The 18,150-nt window shown below is 45.1% G+C and carries 9 protein-coding genes; all 9 read right to left on the reverse strand.

Translation table 11 applies throughout. From position 1 onward, the window contains the following. Positions 1-1,033: 1,033 nt before the first annotated feature. Positions 1,034-1,912 (reverse strand): carbohydrate ABC transporter permease, encoded by an 879-nt coding sequence (locus AC1DOV_RS20790; protein ID WP_076267451.1) that lies wholly within the window; start codon positions 1,910-1,912, stop codon positions 1,034-1,036. Positions 1,913-1,994: 82 nt separating this feature from the next. Continuing rightward, the gene (locus AC1DOV_RS20795) at positions 1,995-2,855 is read right to left on the reverse strand and encodes an ABC transporter permease (RefSeq protein WP_076267739.1); all 861 of its coding nucleotides are present in this window, start codon (positions 2,853-2,855) and stop codon (positions 1,995-1,997) included. A gap of 335 nt (positions 2,856-3,190) precedes the next feature. Further along, positions 3,191-4,888 (reverse strand): type 2 periplasmic-binding domain-containing protein, encoded by a 1,698-nt coding sequence (locus AC1DOV_RS20800; RefSeq protein ID WP_477550964.1) that lies wholly within the window; start codon positions 4,886-4,888, stop codon positions 3,191-3,193. A 103-nt stretch (positions 4,889-4,991) separates the two neighbouring features. Beyond that, a complete protein-coding gene (locus tag AC1DOV_RS20805) occupies positions 4,992-6,632 on the reverse strand; it encodes a response regulator transcription factor (protein WP_477509083.1) in 1,641 nt (546 codons plus the stop codon). Positions 6,633-6,652: 20 nt separating this feature from the next. Beyond that, positions 6,653-8,368, reverse strand: a complete 1,716-nt coding sequence (locus AC1DOV_RS20810) for a sensor histidine kinase (RefSeq protein ID WP_477550965.1) — start codon at positions 8,366-8,368, stop codon at positions 6,653-6,655. Positions 8,369-8,583: 215 nt separating this feature from the next. Next, positions 8,584-10,059 (reverse strand): glycoside hydrolase family 53 protein, encoded by a 1,476-nt coding sequence (locus AC1DOV_RS20815; RefSeq protein WP_477550966.1) that lies wholly within the window; start codon positions 10,057-10,059, stop codon positions 8,584-8,586. A gap of 198 nt (positions 10,060-10,257) precedes the next feature. Beyond that, positions 10,258-15,795, reverse strand: coding sequence for a glycosyl hydrolase 53 family protein (locus tag AC1DOV_RS20820; protein WP_477550967.1), 5,538 nt, complete (start codon positions 15,793-15,795; stop codon positions 10,258-10,260). 277 nt (positions 15,796-16,072) lie between these two features. Next, positions 16,073-16,939, reverse strand: coding sequence for a protease modulator HflC (gene hflC / locus AC1DOV_RS20825; protein ID WP_076267445.1), 867 nt, complete (start codon positions 16,937-16,939; stop codon positions 16,073-16,075). Further along, the gene (hflK, locus tag AC1DOV_RS20830; protein WP_477550968.1) at positions 16,936-18,006 is read right to left on the reverse strand and encodes an FtsH protease activity modulator HflK; all 1,071 of its coding nucleotides are present in this window, start codon (positions 18,004-18,006) and stop codon (positions 16,936-16,938) included. Before hflK ends, hflC begins: the two co-directional genes overlap by 4 nt. Between the last annotated feature and the right edge of the window lie 144 nt (positions 18,007-18,150).

Below are 18,150 nucleotides of genomic sequence, written 5' to 3' on the forward strand. Positions count from 1 at the left end.
CCAACCTTTAAAGGCTTCTACCAAACCTTTAAAGGCTTCTACCGGACCTTCAAAGGCGTTTCGAACCCACCCAAACCCTCCCTTCCAAGGGAGGGCCCCAAGGGCTGCGCCCTCTGGACACCCGCAATTGGACTAAAGTTAATGCTAACCATGCGCTCTTTTGCTGCGTTTGCGTTGGAACGCTTTCGTCCCTTTGGGACACGCTTTACTTTGGGTGCAAAACCCGCTGATTACTTGTTAACCAAACTTCAAAAGCGTTTCGAACCCTCCCAATCCCTCCCTTCCAAGGGAGGGCCCCAAGGGCTGCGCCCTCTGGACACCCGCAATTGGACTAACGTCAGAGCTAGCTATGCACTTGTTTGCTGCGTTTGCGTTGGAACGCTTTCGTCCCTTTGGGACACGCTTTACTTTGGGTGCTAAACCCGCTGATTACTTAAATACAATACCAAACCTTCAAAAGCGTTTCGAACCTACCCAAACCCTCCCTTCCAAGGGAGGGCCCCAAGGGCTGCGCCCTCTGGACACCCGCTATTGGACTTACGTTAAAGCTAGCCGTGCACTCGTTTGCTGCGTTTGCGTTGGAACGCTTTTGTCCCTTTGGGACACTCTTTACTTTAGGTGCTAAACCCGCTGATTACTTGTTAACCAACCTTCAATTTCGTTTCGAACTCTCCCATACCCGCTCTTAGAGCATCATATTTCAAGATTACTTCTTTAAGGAACTGTATGATGCTTATTTGGCTGAAAACTACTTTGCTAAAGCTCTAACAAATCCTAGTGACGTTATCTCATGTTATTTGGGGTGATTTGTGTTACTTTTCCCGAAATAACGATCCTGGGGTTCGTTAAATTGTTAATCTAGGACGAAACGTTTGAATAAGAACTGCTCGGTTCGTTAGAATTAGCAATCGCGTTGCTCTGCCTAAACTTCATCAATAAAACATAGAAGGGGCTGTTCCAAGCGTAGATAAATCTACGTTTGGAACAGCCCCTCTGTTTTGGTGGGATGTGAGTGCATGTTGTGTTTACTCGATTACTCTTTTACTGAACCCATTACCAATCCTTTGACAAAAAACTTTTGGAGGAATGGATATACGATAAGTATCGGGAGAGCGCCGATGAAGATTTGGGCTGATTTCACTGTTTTTTGTGAGATTAGCGCTAAATCAGCTGGGTTCATGCTCATCGAGCTCATATCGCGCTGGATGATAACCGTTTGAAGGAATGTGGCCAGCGGATAACGCTTTGGATCTCCGATATAAAGCAGGCCGTCAAACCATGAATTCCAATGAAAGACCATGCTGAACAAAGCGAGCGTTGCAATGGCCGGCAACGAAACGGGTAGATAGATGCTGAACAATGTACGGAAATGTCCTGCTCCATCAATGAGCGCTGCTTCCTCCAGCTCCTTGGGTACTCCGCGGAAAAAGTTGAGCATAAGGATGGTTAAGAAGACATTAACCGCTCCTGGAAGCACGAGCACCCAAAAGTTGTCCATAAGGCCAATCTTTTGAATGACCATATAAAACGGGACAAGTCCCCCGTTGAAGAGCATCGTGAATACGAACAGCCAAGCATAAATATTTCTGCCGCGGAATGCGGTGTTTTCTTTGGATAGCGGATAAGCTGCCAAGAAGGCTAACAACAAAGTCAACAGCGTTCCGATTACCGTCCTCTGAACGGCGATCCACATCGAGTTTAGAAAGATCGGATTGCTTGTCGTTTTTCGGTAAGCATCCAACGTAAAATCGACCGGCCATAAACCGACGATATTGGCATCCGCTGCCGCCTTTGCACTTAGCGAAACGGCAAGCACATGCAGCAGCGGAATCACACATAGCAGGGCTAGAACGATCAATAGGATCGTATTAAACGTGTTGAAAACGCGATAGGATGGTGATTTATGATACATTCGGCAGGTCCTCCTTTGGCTAGCGTAAACGGCCATCGCGTCCTCAGACGGCTAACTCGTTTCGCGATCTTGCTTATATTTTTTAAAAAATTCTGTAATTGGCTAGTTTGTAAGCAAGGCGATAGGAGATAACGACTAAGACAAAGCTGATCACCGATTTAAACAATCCGATTGCCGTACCAAAGCCCATTTCGCCGCTTAAAATAGCTGTGCGGTATACAAACGTATCAATAATATCGCCCTTCGCGTAAACCAACGAATTATAAAGGTTGAAAATTTGATCGAAGCCCGCATTCAGCACGTTTCCGAGCGCCAGTGTACCGACTACAATAGCAATCGGAATCATCGACGGAACCGTAATATGAAGCGTCTGCTTCCAGCGGCTTGCGCCATCCACCTCTGCAGCCTCATAAAGTGATGGGTTTACGTTGGCAAGCGCTGCAAGGAATACAACGGTACCAAAACCAAACTCTTTCCACACATCAGAGAGGATAACGGTGAAGCGGAACCAGTCGCCATCGCCTAGGAAGAAGATCGGCTCGATCCCGAATATTCCTGTTAGGAGACGGTTCACCAGCCCGCCTTCCGTCGATAGAAGATCTGTAAGAATACCGCCCAAGATGACCCAAGATAAAAAATGCGGCAAATAGACTAACGTCTGTACAAAACGTTTGACAAGCTGTTTTCTAATTTCATTTAAAAGAATAGCGAATACGAATGGAGCAAAAAGATTCAGTACCATTTTGAAAATAGCGATGATTAGCGTGTTCCAGATCACCTGCAGGCTGTCTTGCCTCTCGAACAAATAGCGGAACTGATCCAGTCCAACCCATTCCGAGCCTGTCAGGCCTAGCCATGGTTTATAATCCTGAAAAGCCATTACAAGTCCACCCATTGGCAAATATGCGAAGATGATTAGAAAGACGAGGGATGGAAGCACCATAAGATGGAATGGCCATTGCTTTATGAGGTAATAAAACAGCGGTTTTCCTTTTGATTTGACAACAGATACCGAAATGTCTTCTTGTTGAATTGTTTGCTGCTGAGACATGTTTTGTTCCTCCCGCTGGATGAAATGCAGAACGCAATCAGCCTTTCACGGCACGTATGCATCGCGTTCCTTATATAAAAATTATATCAGCGACGGAAAAATTGAAGTAGCTAACAAACCCAACATTCATGGCACAAATGCAACCACTTTTGCGATCCAACATGTGAATTTAGCTTGCTGCATTACACAAAAAAATGCGGCCCCTCAGGGACCGCATTTCGTCAAGCTTATTTCGTTAAACTAGCATACCACTCATTAACTTCTTTCGTCATATCGTCGCCGCCGGATGACTTCCAGCTTTTCACGAATTCATCGAAAGCTTCAGCCGGTTTAGCGCCATAAATGATTTCGTTAAACGTTTGAGCTTCAATTTTTTTCAAATAGTCCATGCGTGATTTCATTGTTTTGGTAGGAGGTCCTACAAACATATCTTTCTTGGAAATCGCATCTTGCTCCATAACGACAGTTGCCGCAAGTGCCGTTTCCGGTCCGTACTGTGCAACAACTTCCTTCTCGCGATAAGTTTTTGCTTCTTTACCGTCAGCTAGGTTAAGCAATGCTTTAAACTGTGCATCAGGAATACGCGCACCGTCGCGTACAATGAAATAACGTAGTGGAGCTGTAATGGCACCGCCTGGAACATCATCCAAGTACAGCGGTTTGCCGCTAGCATCAAGAGCGTAATCATAACCTTCAAAAGCGCCTAGCTCGAACGGGCTTCCTTCTTGCGGGTCAGCTAGGTTGTCGAATAGATAGTTCTCGTAAGTGAAGAAAGCTTCAGGATTTTTCATATCCTTATTGATCAGAATAACGCCATTTACAAAGGAAGTGCCGTGACGCATTGCTTTACCGTCTTCACCAGTTGGAATCGCATAAGGCTTCCATACTGCGCCTTCAGCATTTTTTGCTGTATCGAGCAGCGGCCAGCCGCTCATCCAGTAAGGTCCAGGGATAATGCCTGCTGTTCCAGCTACAGCTGGTTCAGATGTTTTATTCTCATCCCACAGTGCTGCTTCTTTCGGAATATAACCTTTGTCGCGCCATTCTTTAAGCTTAATTAGGCCTTGCTTCATGCCTGCGTTCGTAGAACCGTATTCCAAAGTTCCATCCGCTGCCACATTCCATTGTGCAGGAAGTGTGCCATATGCGCCAAATACCCATGATGGATCACCCATCCAAGTGTTCATCGACGTTTTAAAGCCAACGCTTAGTGGAACAACTTTTTCTGGCGACAATCCTTGTGGATTATTGTTTTTAAAAGCTTCCATTACGGTTTCTAGCTCAGCAATCGTTTTTGGAGCTTTCAAATTAAGCTTATCCATCCAGTCTTGACGAATCCAGAGCACATAGTCGTTGTTGTAAGCATAATCAAGTAAAGGGATACCGATTCGTTTTCCATCACGCATGTAAGCATTCCATACGCTGGTATCAAGATTCATTGCCGCTTTCCATTTCTCGCCGGCATATTTATCGAACAGCTCGCCTGCGTCTTGGAACATGCCGGAGTCAATTAGATCTTGTGCCAGCAGCTTGTCGCCAACGACAGCAACATCCGGCATTTTTTGCCCTGAAGACATCGCAAGGCGCATTTTTGTTGCAAATGCTCCATTTGTATCTGTCACAGACCAAAGGGAATCTACTTTAATACCAAGCGTATCGAGTGCCCATTTTGTTGCCACGTTGTTTTCAATCGTTTCTCCCTCACGGAAGGTTAGCGCAGGGTCTACTCCCCATACAGTGGAAATCGTAACCGGCGGATCGTATTTCTCTTTGTAAGGGTTTTCCTCATTGCCCGCGGAAGTGTTGTCGCTTGGCTTATTCGACGGCTCTGCCTTGTTGCCGCTGTTCGAGCAGCCAATGATGGCTGATACGATTAGAAGCATACAAAGCATGAACGTGAACCGTTTCTTTGTTTTCATATTCATTGTAATCCCCCTCATGATTATGTTCTACATGCTTAATTATAGGCTTAGGGGCAATTTCAGCCTATGACACAAAGCGAACATATCAGCACCTTTTACAACCACTTTACTGTTCGCGAAACTCCTGAGGTGTCATACCATAATATTTTTTGAACGTTTTGCTAAAATATTGCGGATTCTGATAACCAAGCTCACTCGTTATTTCATATATTTTTTTGTTCGTATTTTTCAGCAAATAAAGCGCCCGCTCCATCTTCATTCCGATGATCCATTCACTTAAGCTTTCTCCCGTTTCCGCTTTAAATACTTTCGAGAGATAAACCGGATGAAGAAACACGCGATCAGCAATCGTTTTTACAGTCGTATCTAAGCTAAGGTTGTTCGCAACAATTTCCTGTACCTGCTTAACGATAAAGCTTTTGGAGCTTTCCTCTTTCACTGAAAGCACGCTTTGCAGCTTATGCAATACGCCAATTGACCAATCCTCCAGCCGATCAGGCGATAGTACAACCGTTTGATCCAAAATAAAATCGATACCCAGCTCATTGATTTGGGATACGTATTGGCCCTGTCTATGCGTAATATACATAAAAGCATTGGTAAGCGCTAAGTATACCTCGTATAGATGCTCTCTTGAGAATCTTGTATTTTTCAAATCGGCAAAAACATCTTTAATTTTCTGCTCTACCGCATCCCAGCGCTTCGACTCCAGCAAGGTTATCATCGTAGGCGGCTTATATAAGCTTTCCATTGATTTAACAAAAGTGTTGTCCTTGCCCGAGCGATCCTCCAAATAATGAATAGAGTGCTGCTCTTCATTTGCAATCATGAACATCGCTCCTAGGCCTGAACGATACGCAGTCGTAATCGCACTTGGAAACTCGAACCAATCCGTAACGACAATGGAGATATCTCCTTTGAGATAGTTGCTCACATTTGTACGAAGCTTCTTGGTTGCTTCGGCAAGTATCGTTTTACGTAAATTGCGGCTTTCCACACTAAATTCTGATTTCTCGCCAGCTTCCGTTTTAGGCTGCGCCATAATAAGCAAATATTCATGCGGCGCTTTGCAATGCCATACATGGAAATGCTGAGCAAACGACTCCTCCGCTATATTCCCTACGGCAAACTCCATAAGTGAGGAAGAGCTATAATCCAGATGTGAAAATTGTTTGCCCAGTTGGACGAGCATCATGACAGTTGGACGTTCTATCTCAAGAGAAATTTCGTATTGCGTCAGCTTCTCTTTAATCGTCTTTGGCGAAAGCTGTCTGCCTAATACCAAGTCGACCATAAAATTGGCGCGCAGCACCTTGAAATCAGATTTGCGATCATACAGCAGCTGTTGATATTTCTCTGCCTGCTCCCATTCATCCTTTAACGCTTCGATTGCTCCCGATATCGTTTTCACAAATTCATCGTCATTTACCGGCTTTAATATATAATCAAATGCTTGCAGCTGAACGGCCTTTTTGGCGTATTGAAAATCAGAATGCCCTGTAAGCAAAATGCATTTGATATTAGGCCAGCGCTGGCTGATCTCTTGAACAAGCTCAAGCCCGTTCATTTCCGGCATCGCAATATCGGTAACGACAATATCTATTGAGTTTTCTTCAAGAAGCTCCAGCGCTTCAAAGGCAGATGTCGCTTGATACACGCTTTTTACGCCAATCGAGAGCCAGGGAATAGTCTTCTCCAAGCTTCCCGTAACGTACGACTCATCATCAATCAATAAAATTTCAATCATTTGAAAACCCCTTTTTTTATCTAGCTTGGTGACCAAGTAATCGTGACTTTTAGACCTCCAAGATTTGAGGATGAGAAGCTAACCCCTGCTGATCCGCGAAATCTTAAGTGCATGCGCTGATGAACATTCCATAACCCGCAGCCCATTTGCTCATCCATTTGATTTTGCATTTTGTGCTGAAGGATAAGAATATCCTCCATGCTCATTCCCTTGCCGTCATCCTCTACGACAAGCCGTGCTCCTTCTTCATGCCACTCTCCCGTTATTTGAATAATAGATGCATCCGTCCATGCCTCAATACCATGAATAACTGCATTCTCAACGAGCGGCTGCAGCATCAGCGGCGGAATTTCAAGATGGCGCATATCCGCAGGCAAGCTGATCGAATACTGCAGTCGCGGCATGCGCATTTTTTGAATTTCCAAATAGCTGGTCACAAAATTAATTTCCTCTGACATCGTAACAAGATCGCGTTCCTGCCTTGTCGTATAACGGTAATAGTTGGACAAATGATGCGACATGGCAACGACTGCTTCATTCTTTTCAAGCTTGGCCATACTCGAGATGAACGAGAAGCAATTATAGAAGAAATGCGGATTGATTTGTGATTGCAGCTGTTTTAAACGTGCTTCCCGCACATGAATTTTTTCCAAATATACCGTTTCAAACAGCTCTTGAATTTGAGCGACCATTAAGTTGAAGCGCGTATAAAGAAAACCAAACTCGCTCCTGCCGCGCGGCTTCATTCGAACCGAATAATCACCATTTTTCAGCTTCTGAAACCCAACGATGAGATGCTTAATAGGAACCTGTACCTGCGCATATAAAAGATAAGCAGCGATGCAGCATAACAGCAATAAGCCTGCCAAAGATACATAAAATAATTGATTTGTCTTTTGAATAGGCCGAATGATTTCGGAAATCGGAATATAATCGATCAAATGCCAACCAATCGTTTCTGACTTCACGATATTGACCAAATATTTTTCCCCGCCCAAATCAATCGTCCGGCTTTCCAAGTCTTGAAGCGGCTGTTGCTTCAACAAATGGATCACGTTGTTCGTCAGTTCCTTATCTGCCGAGCGATTATAAATAACGCCGACGCCTTCCAAATAATAAAATGGCTCTCGGCGGCCATCGCTCTTGAACTTGTCCAGCATATCTTTAATGTTCGAGCTGTCAAACTGCACCTCAATGACCAGGTTCGAGCTGCTTGGGTCCAAGTAACTGGAATACGGTGTTACCGCATAACGAGAGAAAACAAATTCATTATTTTCAGCGGCCTTCACTTGCCAGCCAGGCTTTAATCTTTTTTTCAAATCGGCGTCGTCATAAAGCACAACGTCATTATCCGAAATATCTCTATGGAGAATCGGTGAATAGATATGAAGGCTGCTTCGCCATTTCGATGAATTTTGCTGAATGGCCAGCTTCGTTTGAATTCTTTTGATCAAAGTAATCATACCCAGACTCAGCTCCGGCATTTCCGTAAAAATATCGCGAAGCGACGAAATATCAGGGTCCTGTATTAATAAGTCAGGCCAAAGGGCCATCGAATCGATGCTTGTATTGACTTGATTCTGAAAGAATAGGAGCTGATTCGTGTTCGACTTGTTAAGCTCCTCGCCAAGAATGTCGGTGCTAGTCTCATTGGAGTAGAAGTAGAGCATCATAATCGGAACCAGCATAATAATAATTAGAGCAACGATTTTAGTAAATAAATTAATTTTAGGCATATTGCTTTGCACCTCTGCTGGATGTCATTTGGGCTGCTGCTTAATAATCATTTTCTTCCTCTTCACCATACGTGGACATTCCATTCAATTCAACCCGTAAAATCGAAATGTATGTTATGTTTTTACAACCACTTTATTGCACAACATTTCTATTCTTTCAAAAAAAGAACCAGAATATCGGTTTTCACTCCGACATCCCGGTTCTTTCGTTTACGTTAATTGTTATATTTGTACGCAAGCATGGAGGGCAGCGCGTTTCCTTCAAAATCAAACAGCGTCGTGTTATCGACCACATTAGGAGTGTCCTTCTGCCAGCCTACGCCTGGTACATAAATCATGACGGGGTCCCAGTAGAGCACGCCAAGGCATCTTCCCCCATCTACCTGCTTAATGCCGTTCATCAGAGAATACATGAAATCACGTTGGCCTTCTGGCGTACTCTCATACGGCTCGGGCCCATTGTTCTCAAGCTGACCTCGCATGCCAGCACCCGTAACCGCGCTCCAGTTAAAACCCGCTTCCATGAGCAAAATATCCTTATCAAATCTGGCGACCAGCTTATTGCAAAAGGCTACTAGCTGCTGAACCGATGCCTGTGTCCAGAACGGATAATAAGATGGTCCGATAATGTCATAGGGAACGCCATACCGCTCGCAATTGCCAAAAAACTGCTCGTATTTCTCATCCTCAGTCGCGCCGTCCAAATGAATAACGACCTTGCTCGTTTCAGATACTTCCTTCACCGCTTGATAACCTGCCTTTAGAAGCTCAGCCAGCTGCGGCCAATTCGCAATAGCACCATCGGGATAACACATGCCGCCTTGTATTTCATTGCCAAGCGATACATACTCAGGAGCTGTTCCTTGTTCGACCAAACGCGTCATAAAGGCTCTTGTATATTGATATAAGGCTTCTCTCAGCTCCGCAAAAGAAAGTCCTTCCCAGCTATGGGGCTTGTGCTGAGCCAAACCATTTGTCCAGTAATCACTGTAATGGAAAGAGAATTGAATTTGGAATCCCCTATCCTTCGCTCTTTTTACTAAAGCGAGCGTTCTTTCCTCGTTCTGATAACCTCTAGCATCCAGCTGATTCGAAGGCCAGTAGTCTTTGTTTCCAGGATCATTATATAGTCGAATCCGAACAATGTTATGCCCGTAAGCTTTCAATATTTCAAGGCCGTCCATCGGTTCATGATGATCTTTATAAATACCGCCGTTTTCCTCAATCCGCGGCATCTCGGAGATGTCCCCGCCCTTCAGCAGCTCATAGGACTCATCACTTTTCACAAGCTCAAACGATTTCACCTTACACCAATTTCCGCCGTTCCCTTCGGTAAAGAGACCAATGGTGCACTTTCCATCCCTTACTTCTATGCCTCGTATAATAACAGGTATCCACTCCGATGATACTGGAAGGCTTGTTATCCGAGTCTCACCACTTACAGCCTCCGCGAAAATATAGCAGGTTTGTTGCCCTCCGCTGTTTTGCGTCAATGCTGTCAATGTATAATAGCCGTTCTCAAGCTTTTCAATAGTCCTAGACGCCGCTGAACAATAAGAAGCGGTATGTTGAAGCAGGAGATACTCAGTAGATGACTGATGATCCTGCTGGATGCCTTCAGCGTCTTGATTGCCGTTAGAAAACAAGCTCCAGTCAGCCCGTTGGTTTGTCTCAAAAGAAAAATGCATCATATACCTCCGATTTCATTCGTAATCATTCTTTGCTATCGTATCAAACCGATTCCATGCCATACAGGGCATATTCACAACATATTGGTTGCTATTTCAACCATACGTTTGATTAGGCATGATGAGCGAACGATCAAACGGTTTTTTAATACAAACAGGGCATATCCGTCTAAGGACATACCCTGTTTGGTGTCTAACTAATTAATGGACAGAATACATCATTTGAAACAATCTTTCTAAAATAACAGCAGCCTGTGCCCTTGTCGCACGGCCTTTCGGTGCAAATACACCCTGCCCAACTCCGTTGACTAAACCGGCTTGCTGCATCTGTTGAATAGTTTCAGCGGCATAATCAGCTATTTGCGCTTGATCAGCAAAAGCTTCGACGTTTGTTAGATTACTCAGCTTTACGTTGACTTCTTTTACAGCACGGTACATCATAACAGCCATTTCTTCACGGCTTATGACATCATGCACACCGAAGCTGCCGTCATCTTTGCCTTTCACAATACCGAGCTTTTGAGCGTTTATGATCGCTTCTGCATACCATGCTCCTTCTTTAACATCCGAGAAGCCTAGTCCATCTCCCTTAGCTGCTGTATCCAAAATCCCCATTAACATTTGCAGGAATTGTCCTCTTGTTACGGCATCTGTCGGCTTAAAGGTTTGATCCTCAAATCCGCTTATGATGCCTCTTGCCGCAAGGAACTCAATACTCTGCTGTGCCCATCCGGCCTTAGCTAGATCGGTAAATGAAACAGCCTTGTAAACCGCTGCATATTTGCTGAAATGCGATGGACTAAAAGTAACTGTCGCCTTCGCAGCATCATATATCGCGTTTTTCACTATTTCCAGCTTACCATCCTCATTGATGTAATAAATAACAATGTTATGAGGCTCTTCTCCTTTATGCAACGCATAAGGGAGTTCGATGATAACCTTGTTCTTATCAAAATGAGGAACTTTCACCCCATCGACGGTAAGATTAAAATCATAAACCGTATGGTCCCCTACAGCCTTCTTCACTTCATTGGATAAGGCTGAAGCATCCACTTTAGCAGCTGAAAATTGTATGTTGTTTGATGCTGGGTTAATCACATCCTTGAACAGGTCAGGTGCGAACGAAATCGTTGCAAAGCCAGTTTTGAAAATCACCGCTTGTAGTCCTTCATTTGCTAACTCTGTCATCTGCTTTGCAGACATATTCGCAATGATGCCTAAAGCTCCCGTTGTCGGCATCGTGGTTACTGTGATGGAATGATCCTTATCATTCTTCAGCCCTTGCCTCAAATCAACATTCACCGCCTGCACTGTTGGTGTAGGCTGCGGTGTCACCGGTGTGGCCGGTGTCGGTGTTGGCTCCACCGGCGTCGTTGGTGTTGGTTCTGGATCCACTGGTGTCGTCGGTGTTGGTTCTGGATCCACTGGTGTCGTCGGTGTTGGTGACGGTCCAGCTTCTGCCTCCAGCACAATCGTTACTCCAGATGTCACCTGCTTATCGGTAACAGCCACTTCAGTTACTGAGCTCGTGATATAGCCTGCTTTACTCACATCAATAGAATAACCCGATCCTTGCTGTATATCTGATAAGGTGAATTCACCTGCAGCACTCGAAACCGCCGCATATTCTACTCCTTTAATGACAGTTTTTACGGCAGCATCCGCCAGCTTGTTGCCCGCTGCATCCTGCACTTCACCGCTGATCGCACCGGTTCCTTCACCTAAAAAACCTAATGCAACCCCATCAACTAAAGCCCAGTTTCCTGCATTCGCGTTTGCGTAGAAGCCTAACGTCAGCTCCCCGCGCTCTACTTTCACAATCATGCTGAATTGTGTCATCGCATTCGTTTTCGGAATATTTAGATGTGCCAGTTCACCGTTTGAGTCCTTGGCGTACATATAATATTCCTTTTGCTCACCGCCATTATAGAACCAAGCTGAAACCGTATAATAACCGTTTGCAAGACCTGTAATCGTCTGATTAGCATCCGATTCATAGGCTCCCGCATGCCAAAGATTTAGTACATAACTTCCATCCTTAGGATTATCTTTCGAAGCAAAGATTGCATTTGCTGTTCCCGTAATGTTCCACCCTGGAAGAGTGTATTTATCGGCACCCTGCTGCTCAAAACCAGCATTTATTAACGATATTTTCGCAGCTAAAATGATGTTGCCTGCTTTTGTTGTCTGACGAGTCGTAACATCAACCGCTGAGGCCGAGCCGTTTAAATATCCTTCTTTGCTTGCCGAAACGGAGTAACCATTGCCGCCTAATACATCAGCAAGTACATATTGTCCCGCTGCATTCGTCTTTGCGGTATAGGTTTTCTCACCCTTAACTGCAATGACCGTCGCATCTTCAACAGGCGAGTATGAGCTGTCTAATACGATACCTGTTATCGCTCCAAGATTATTCAATAGCGTCAAATGAACATCACTAGTCGTTTCGCCAACTTTAACCGAAACAGGGGATGACTCTGCATTTAAATAACCTGATTTTATGGCAATGACCTTATAGTTGATTCCCGCAGGAATGTTTACTAGTCGATATTCACCAGCTGCATTGGTCCATGCGGAATACACTTTTCCTGCTGCCGCAACGCTAACCTGCACTTTATCGATTGGTGCTTTGTCACTTCCAAAGATCGTACCTGTTATCGTGCCTGAATTTAACGCTAAAGATAAATCAATCGACGAAGTCGTCGAACCAATTGCTATCGAAGCATGGGCAGCTCCCTCGCTAACATAACCTTCTTTAGCAGCCGTCACAGTCACATTTGTAGCAGCAGGCAAATCTGCAAGCGTATACTGACCTGAGCTATCCGTAACTACGCTGTATACAACGCCATCAATCATCGTACTTACCTTCGCATCAATAACCGCATTATCGTTTTGATCCTTAACGGTTCCCGTAATAGCGCCGCCGATCATTGCAATATTCTGATTCGACGTGAAAGTACCCGCTTCCAAGAGGTTAACGGAAATATTTCCGCCTTCATAGCCGCTTTTTGCAGCTGTAATTGCATAGGCTTTGCCGATTGGCAAATCCGGAATAAAATAGTTCCCAGCTGCATCCGATTTTGTCGTCAACATCGTACCATTTACATCAACAGCTATCGTCGCATGAGCGATGCCCTTGCCAAGCGCTCCTCGCACAACACCCGAAATATGTCCAAGCGTCGACCCTTCCGTATTTTGCTTGTAGGCATCATGAGCGGGCAATGCTTTGCCATCAAAATCAAACAAAGTCGTATTTGACACCACGTTCAAATCGGGCTGATCGTCAATCTCTTTAATTGCCCAGCCTACACCCGGCACAGCAATCATAATCGGGTCCCAATATAGATCGCCGATAACTCTGCCATTATCTACGCTCTTCAGACCGTTGAATAAATTAATCATAAATTCTTTTTGCCCTTGTGGAGAGCTCGTATCTGCTGGGTATGGTCCGTTATCGTTTAGCTGGCCAATTGTTCCATTTGGCAGCGTGGGATTCCAGTTATATCCAGTCTCCATAATCATAATATCTTTATCATATTTTTTGCTGAAATAATTACAAAACGCAACGATTTGTTCAATCGTATCATCTGTCCAGAACGGATAATAGGACGGTCCGATAATATCATAAGGGACCTCTCTAGCCTCTATCTCATCAAAAAAGTTTTCATATTTGCTCGTGTTGCCTGCGTCATCCAAATGCAGAATGACCTTTGAGGTCGGAGAAGCTTTCTTAACCTCTTCCGCTCCGGCTTTAAGGAATCTTGCTAGATTCGCCCAGCTCCCTCCAGATGCTCTGCCGTAAGGAAACAAAATACCCGATTGCATTTCATTGCCTAACGACACGAACTCCGGCGTCGTGCCTTGGTCTACCATTGCTTCCATAACGTCTAACGTATATGCACGCAAAAGCTCCTCCAGCTTAGTCACCTTTGCAGCATCGTCAGCCAAATCCTTAATCGCCGTTTGCCATGCGTTAGGGATATTATGCGTAGCGCCGTTCGTCCAGTAATCGCTATAGTGGAAGGACAATTGAATTTGCAATCCTGCAGCTTTTGCACGTTTGGCAAGTTTCAGAATGTCCGCCTTATCCATAATGCCTGCTGGACGGTAATAGCTGCCGTCGCCATGGCCTTTGCCCGGCTCATTATAGACGCGCAGACGTACGATATCGTGGCCGTTTTCTTTCAACAGCTGAAATAAATCCTTCTCATTCCCTTTGCTGTCGTAAAATTTGCCGCCTTGCGATTCTACATAAGTAAGCTCTGAGACATCGCCGCCTTTGAGAAATTTATACGGCTGGTCATCCTTCACCAGCTCGACAAAATCAAGCTTCGTCCAGTTGCCTGCTTTTGCATCTGAGAATAAACCGATCGTCGCTGTTCCATTCGTAACCTGAATGCCGCGCAAATACACCTTTGTCCAGGTGCTGCCGATCGGTACCGCAGCTCTCGCCTCCGAGGTGCCATGGTCACGGGCGAATATGTAGCTCGCATGCTGGCCTCCGCCATTTTGCGCCCATGCTGTCAGCGTGTAATACCCGTTCTCTAGTCCCGTAATCGTCTGGGAGGTAGTCACCTTATAATCGTGATCAGAATAATGCGTTAAGCCATAGCTGCTTAAATAGCCCGGTGCTTCCGTATAGGAAGCGTCCATATCGCCTTCCTCTGACCAGGAGCTGATGACCTGAGCTGGTTCTTCCGCTTCGAAGCCCCGATTGCCAATCGCTACGCCAATAGGCTCCAGCTGGGCTTCCTCTTCTTTAACCAGTGAAATCAGATCGACACCAAGCCATTTGTCTGCAGCTCCGTCTGCATAAAAGCCGATCGTAACCTGATTGTTTTCAATAACGACTGGTAAACTAATTTTGGTCCACGAGGATGAGCTGACCGGAATATTCACCTTCACCTCTGCTCTTCCCGTGTTTTTAGCGTACATATAGCTTTGTGTAAAGCCGTCGCCTCTTGCAACCCAAGCCGATAACGTATAGGTACCGTTCTCCAGACCCGTTGCGGTCTGAAACGTATCCGCTGTATAAGCGTTAGCGCTCCAGTAGTTCAGACGCTTCGTGCCGCCATTCTCAGGAGTCCAATCTTTAATAGAGATAGGTGTCTCGCTACCTTCTGGCCCAAAGCTCGTCTCCCATCCTGTTAAATCCTGCTCAAAGCTCGTATTTTCAAGAGCTCTTGCCGGAGCAGCTTCATCCAAGACGAGCGTAATCAAATCAACGCCCATAAAGTTGTTTGCATTGCCATCCGCATAAAAACCTAATGTCAGCTGGTTGTTTGCAACGACTAATGGCATGCTGATTTGTACCCATGTGCCGCTCTCCGGCACATTTACTTTTACTTCATCAAGTCCCGTGTCTTTGGCATACATATAGCTCTCATTAAATCCTGCTCCGCGCTCTACCCATGCGGATAACGTGTAGGAACCATTTTTCAAGCCAGTAATGGTCTGATGCGTGTTAGCCGTATAAGCTGACGCGCTCCAATAATCCAATCGTTTGGTACCGCCTCCGGTTGGAATCCAGCTTCCCTGAATCGTAATCGGCGTCGTTCCTTCAGCCGGTGTAAACGATGTATTCCACGAAGCAAGATCACTCTCAAAGCTTTCGTTTGGCACAATAATCGGCGTGCCTGCTGCATAAACTACAGGCCTATGAACACCTGTAAACATCCCCAATACGATACAAAACATAACAAAAATACTAATGCCCTTTTTACTGCTTCTTCTACTCAATTGGTTCACCCCTTCATCCCTGTTATCGATCCCCTGCGTCAAACACGAACCAAATAAAGCGCTGTCATTTATGGCAATGAAAATCGCTTTATGAGAATTACCTCTTTAACTTTAAAGGATTTGAAGTATACTACAAGCAGTACAAATGCAATATTTATGCAGGTTTGATAGCCTTTTCTATACAAAAAAACAGCATTTTGAGTTTTCACTCTCAAAATGCCGTTAGCTGGCCTTTACAAAAAGAAATCCCCAACGCTGAGGCGAAGGGGATTTCCGGTTATTGACCTAATAATATTTTTGCATAAGGTGAATCGATAGGCATCATAATGACTGGCTCGTTTTTCAACGTCGTCGCATAGCTCTCCAACGTCCGATAGAAATTGTAGAACTGCGGGTCGCTGCCGTATGCTTTGTTATAAATAACGGCTGCTTCACGCTCGCCCTCAGCGACGATTTTTTTGGCATCAGCCTGCGCTTGCGCTAATAGCTCCGTAGCTGTACGATCCGCTTTGGAAGTAATTTTTCGCGACTCCTCATCACCTTCGGACAAGTAGCGTGCTGCGATCGATTGACGATCTGAGATCATCCGGTTGTATACGCTTTGCTTGTTTTCTTCCGGCAAATCGGTACGTTTAATGCGAACATCAATAACCTCAATACCATAATTATCACGAGTCAACGCCGACACAACATCCTTCGTAATCTCATCGTTAATATTGCCGCGCGCTGTGTTCTCACTAATGATATTATCGTAATTAACCTCTGATAACTTACGGCGAACAGAGTTGTACACGGCCTCATCGATCCGCTGTATACCGCCGCTGACCGACTGCACCGTTCTTAAAAACTGAGATGCATTCGTGATGCGCCACACCGTATAGTTGTCTACTACGATCGGCTTCTGATCCTTCGTTAGAATCGTCGTCGGCGTGCTTTCATATGTCATTTGATATTTCGGCAGCGTCGACACGTTTTCAATAAACGGAAGCTTAAATTTAAGGCCCGGCTCTGGCACAGCTCTCATCGCTTCACCAAATCGAAGCACAACCTTATATTCGCCTTCCTTCACGATATACATCGAGCCTGAGCCCAATATGACAACAACCAGCACAACAATAATTGTTAACCATTGGTTTCTTTTCATTGTGCGTCACCTCCTTGCGGAGCTTCTGCGACTGGCGGCGGCGTTGTTACCGGCGGAGTCGTCGTGCTGCCGCTTCCGCTGCGCAGCAATTCATTTAGTGGCAAATAATTTACGGTATCGCTGTTCGAATTCGTAATAAAGATTTTCGCGTTCGGCAATATTTTTTCAAGCGTCTCCAACACCAAACGACTTTGGGTAACATTCGGATTTTTTTTGTACTCGCCGAATATCGCATTAAACTTGGCAACGTCACCCTCGGCGTTCAGAATCCGAGATTTCTTCTGTCCTTCGGCATTTTCAAGAAGCGCTTGCGCCTCACCGCGCGCTTTCGGAATACGGTCATTCTCGTACTTCGCAGCGTTATTAATTTTTGTGTTTTTCTCCTCGCGTGCATTCGTTACCTCACGGAAGGCCTCAGCCACTTGACCGCTTGGCGGCTCGATATCCTGGAACTTGATATCAATGATTTGTATGCCCGTTTTGTACTTGGACTGCAGCTCAATCAGCTTCTCCCGAACCTTGTCTTGGATGACTGTCTTACCGTCAGTAATGGCGTAATCAAGCTTCTCCGAGCCGATTACTGCACGAATCGAGGAGCTTGCTGCATTCCGCAGAAACTGCTCCGCATCGGAAATATTGTATAAGTAATCATGAATGTTGCTTATCTTCCATTGTACGACTGCATCCGCGGAAACGATGTTTTCATCACCCGTGATCATCATCGCTTCATCATCATTTGGAATGGCTTCAGAGCCCACTTGACGATAACCGATATGAATCCGCTGTGTCAGCTCCGCTTTTACAATTTTGACATCTTGAATCGGATAAGGCCATTTGAAATGCAAACCTGCTGAAGTTTCATTCGAATACTTGCCAAAGGTTAAAATGGCTGCCCGTTCCTGCTCCTGTACTGTGTAAAAGGAGGTTGTTCCTAAATAAATGACGATAACTGCGGCGACGATACCGAATACGATTTTTTTAACCGTACTTGGCTTTAGCTCTGGCGGCCTTCGACCGCTCATACTGTGATTCTCGCCTAGGTTCTGATTTTGATCTGTAAAGCTCAAAGAAATCTCCCCTTCCAAGCATCTTTTATATGGCTATAGGGGATAATACGCGAAAACGATGAAAAAGTAACCGATTTTGTCATATTTTTCTTAGCTTTCGTATTAAATAGCTCATTTCCTGCATTTTACTTGCTATTAATCCAT

The organism is Paenibacillus sp. 01T47 (genome assembly GCF_056398245.1).

What these genes read in the sequence shown, in the direction of transcription:
- AC1DOV_RS20790 (WP_076267451.1), bottom strand. Translation starts at nt 1,912, where the DNA reads ATGTATCATAAATCACCATCCTATCGCGTTTTCAACACGTTTAATACG.
- AC1DOV_RS20795 (WP_076267739.1), bottom strand. Translation starts at nt 2,855, where the DNA reads ATGGTGCTTCCATCCCTCGTCTTTCTAATCATCTTCGCATATTTGCCA.
- AC1DOV_RS20800 (WP_477550964.1), bottom strand. Translation starts at nt 4,888, where the DNA reads ATGAATATGAAAACAAAGAAACGGTTCACGTTCATGCTTTGTATGCTT.
- AC1DOV_RS20805 (WP_477509083.1), bottom strand. Translation starts at nt 6,632, where the DNA reads ATGATTGAAATTTTATTGATTGATGATGAGTCGTACGTTACGGGAAGC.
- AC1DOV_RS20810 (WP_477550965.1), bottom strand. Translation starts at nt 8,368, where the DNA reads ATGCCTAAAATTAATTTATTTACTAAAATCGTTGCTCTAATTATTATT.
- AC1DOV_RS20815 (WP_477550966.1), bottom strand. Translation starts at nt 10,059, where the DNA reads ATGATGCATTTTTCTTTTGAGACAAACCAACGGGCTGACTGGAGCTTG.
- hflC (WP_076267445.1), bottom strand. Translation starts at nt 16,939, where the DNA reads ATGAAAAGAAACCAATGGTTAACAATTATTGTTGTGCTGGTTGTTGTC.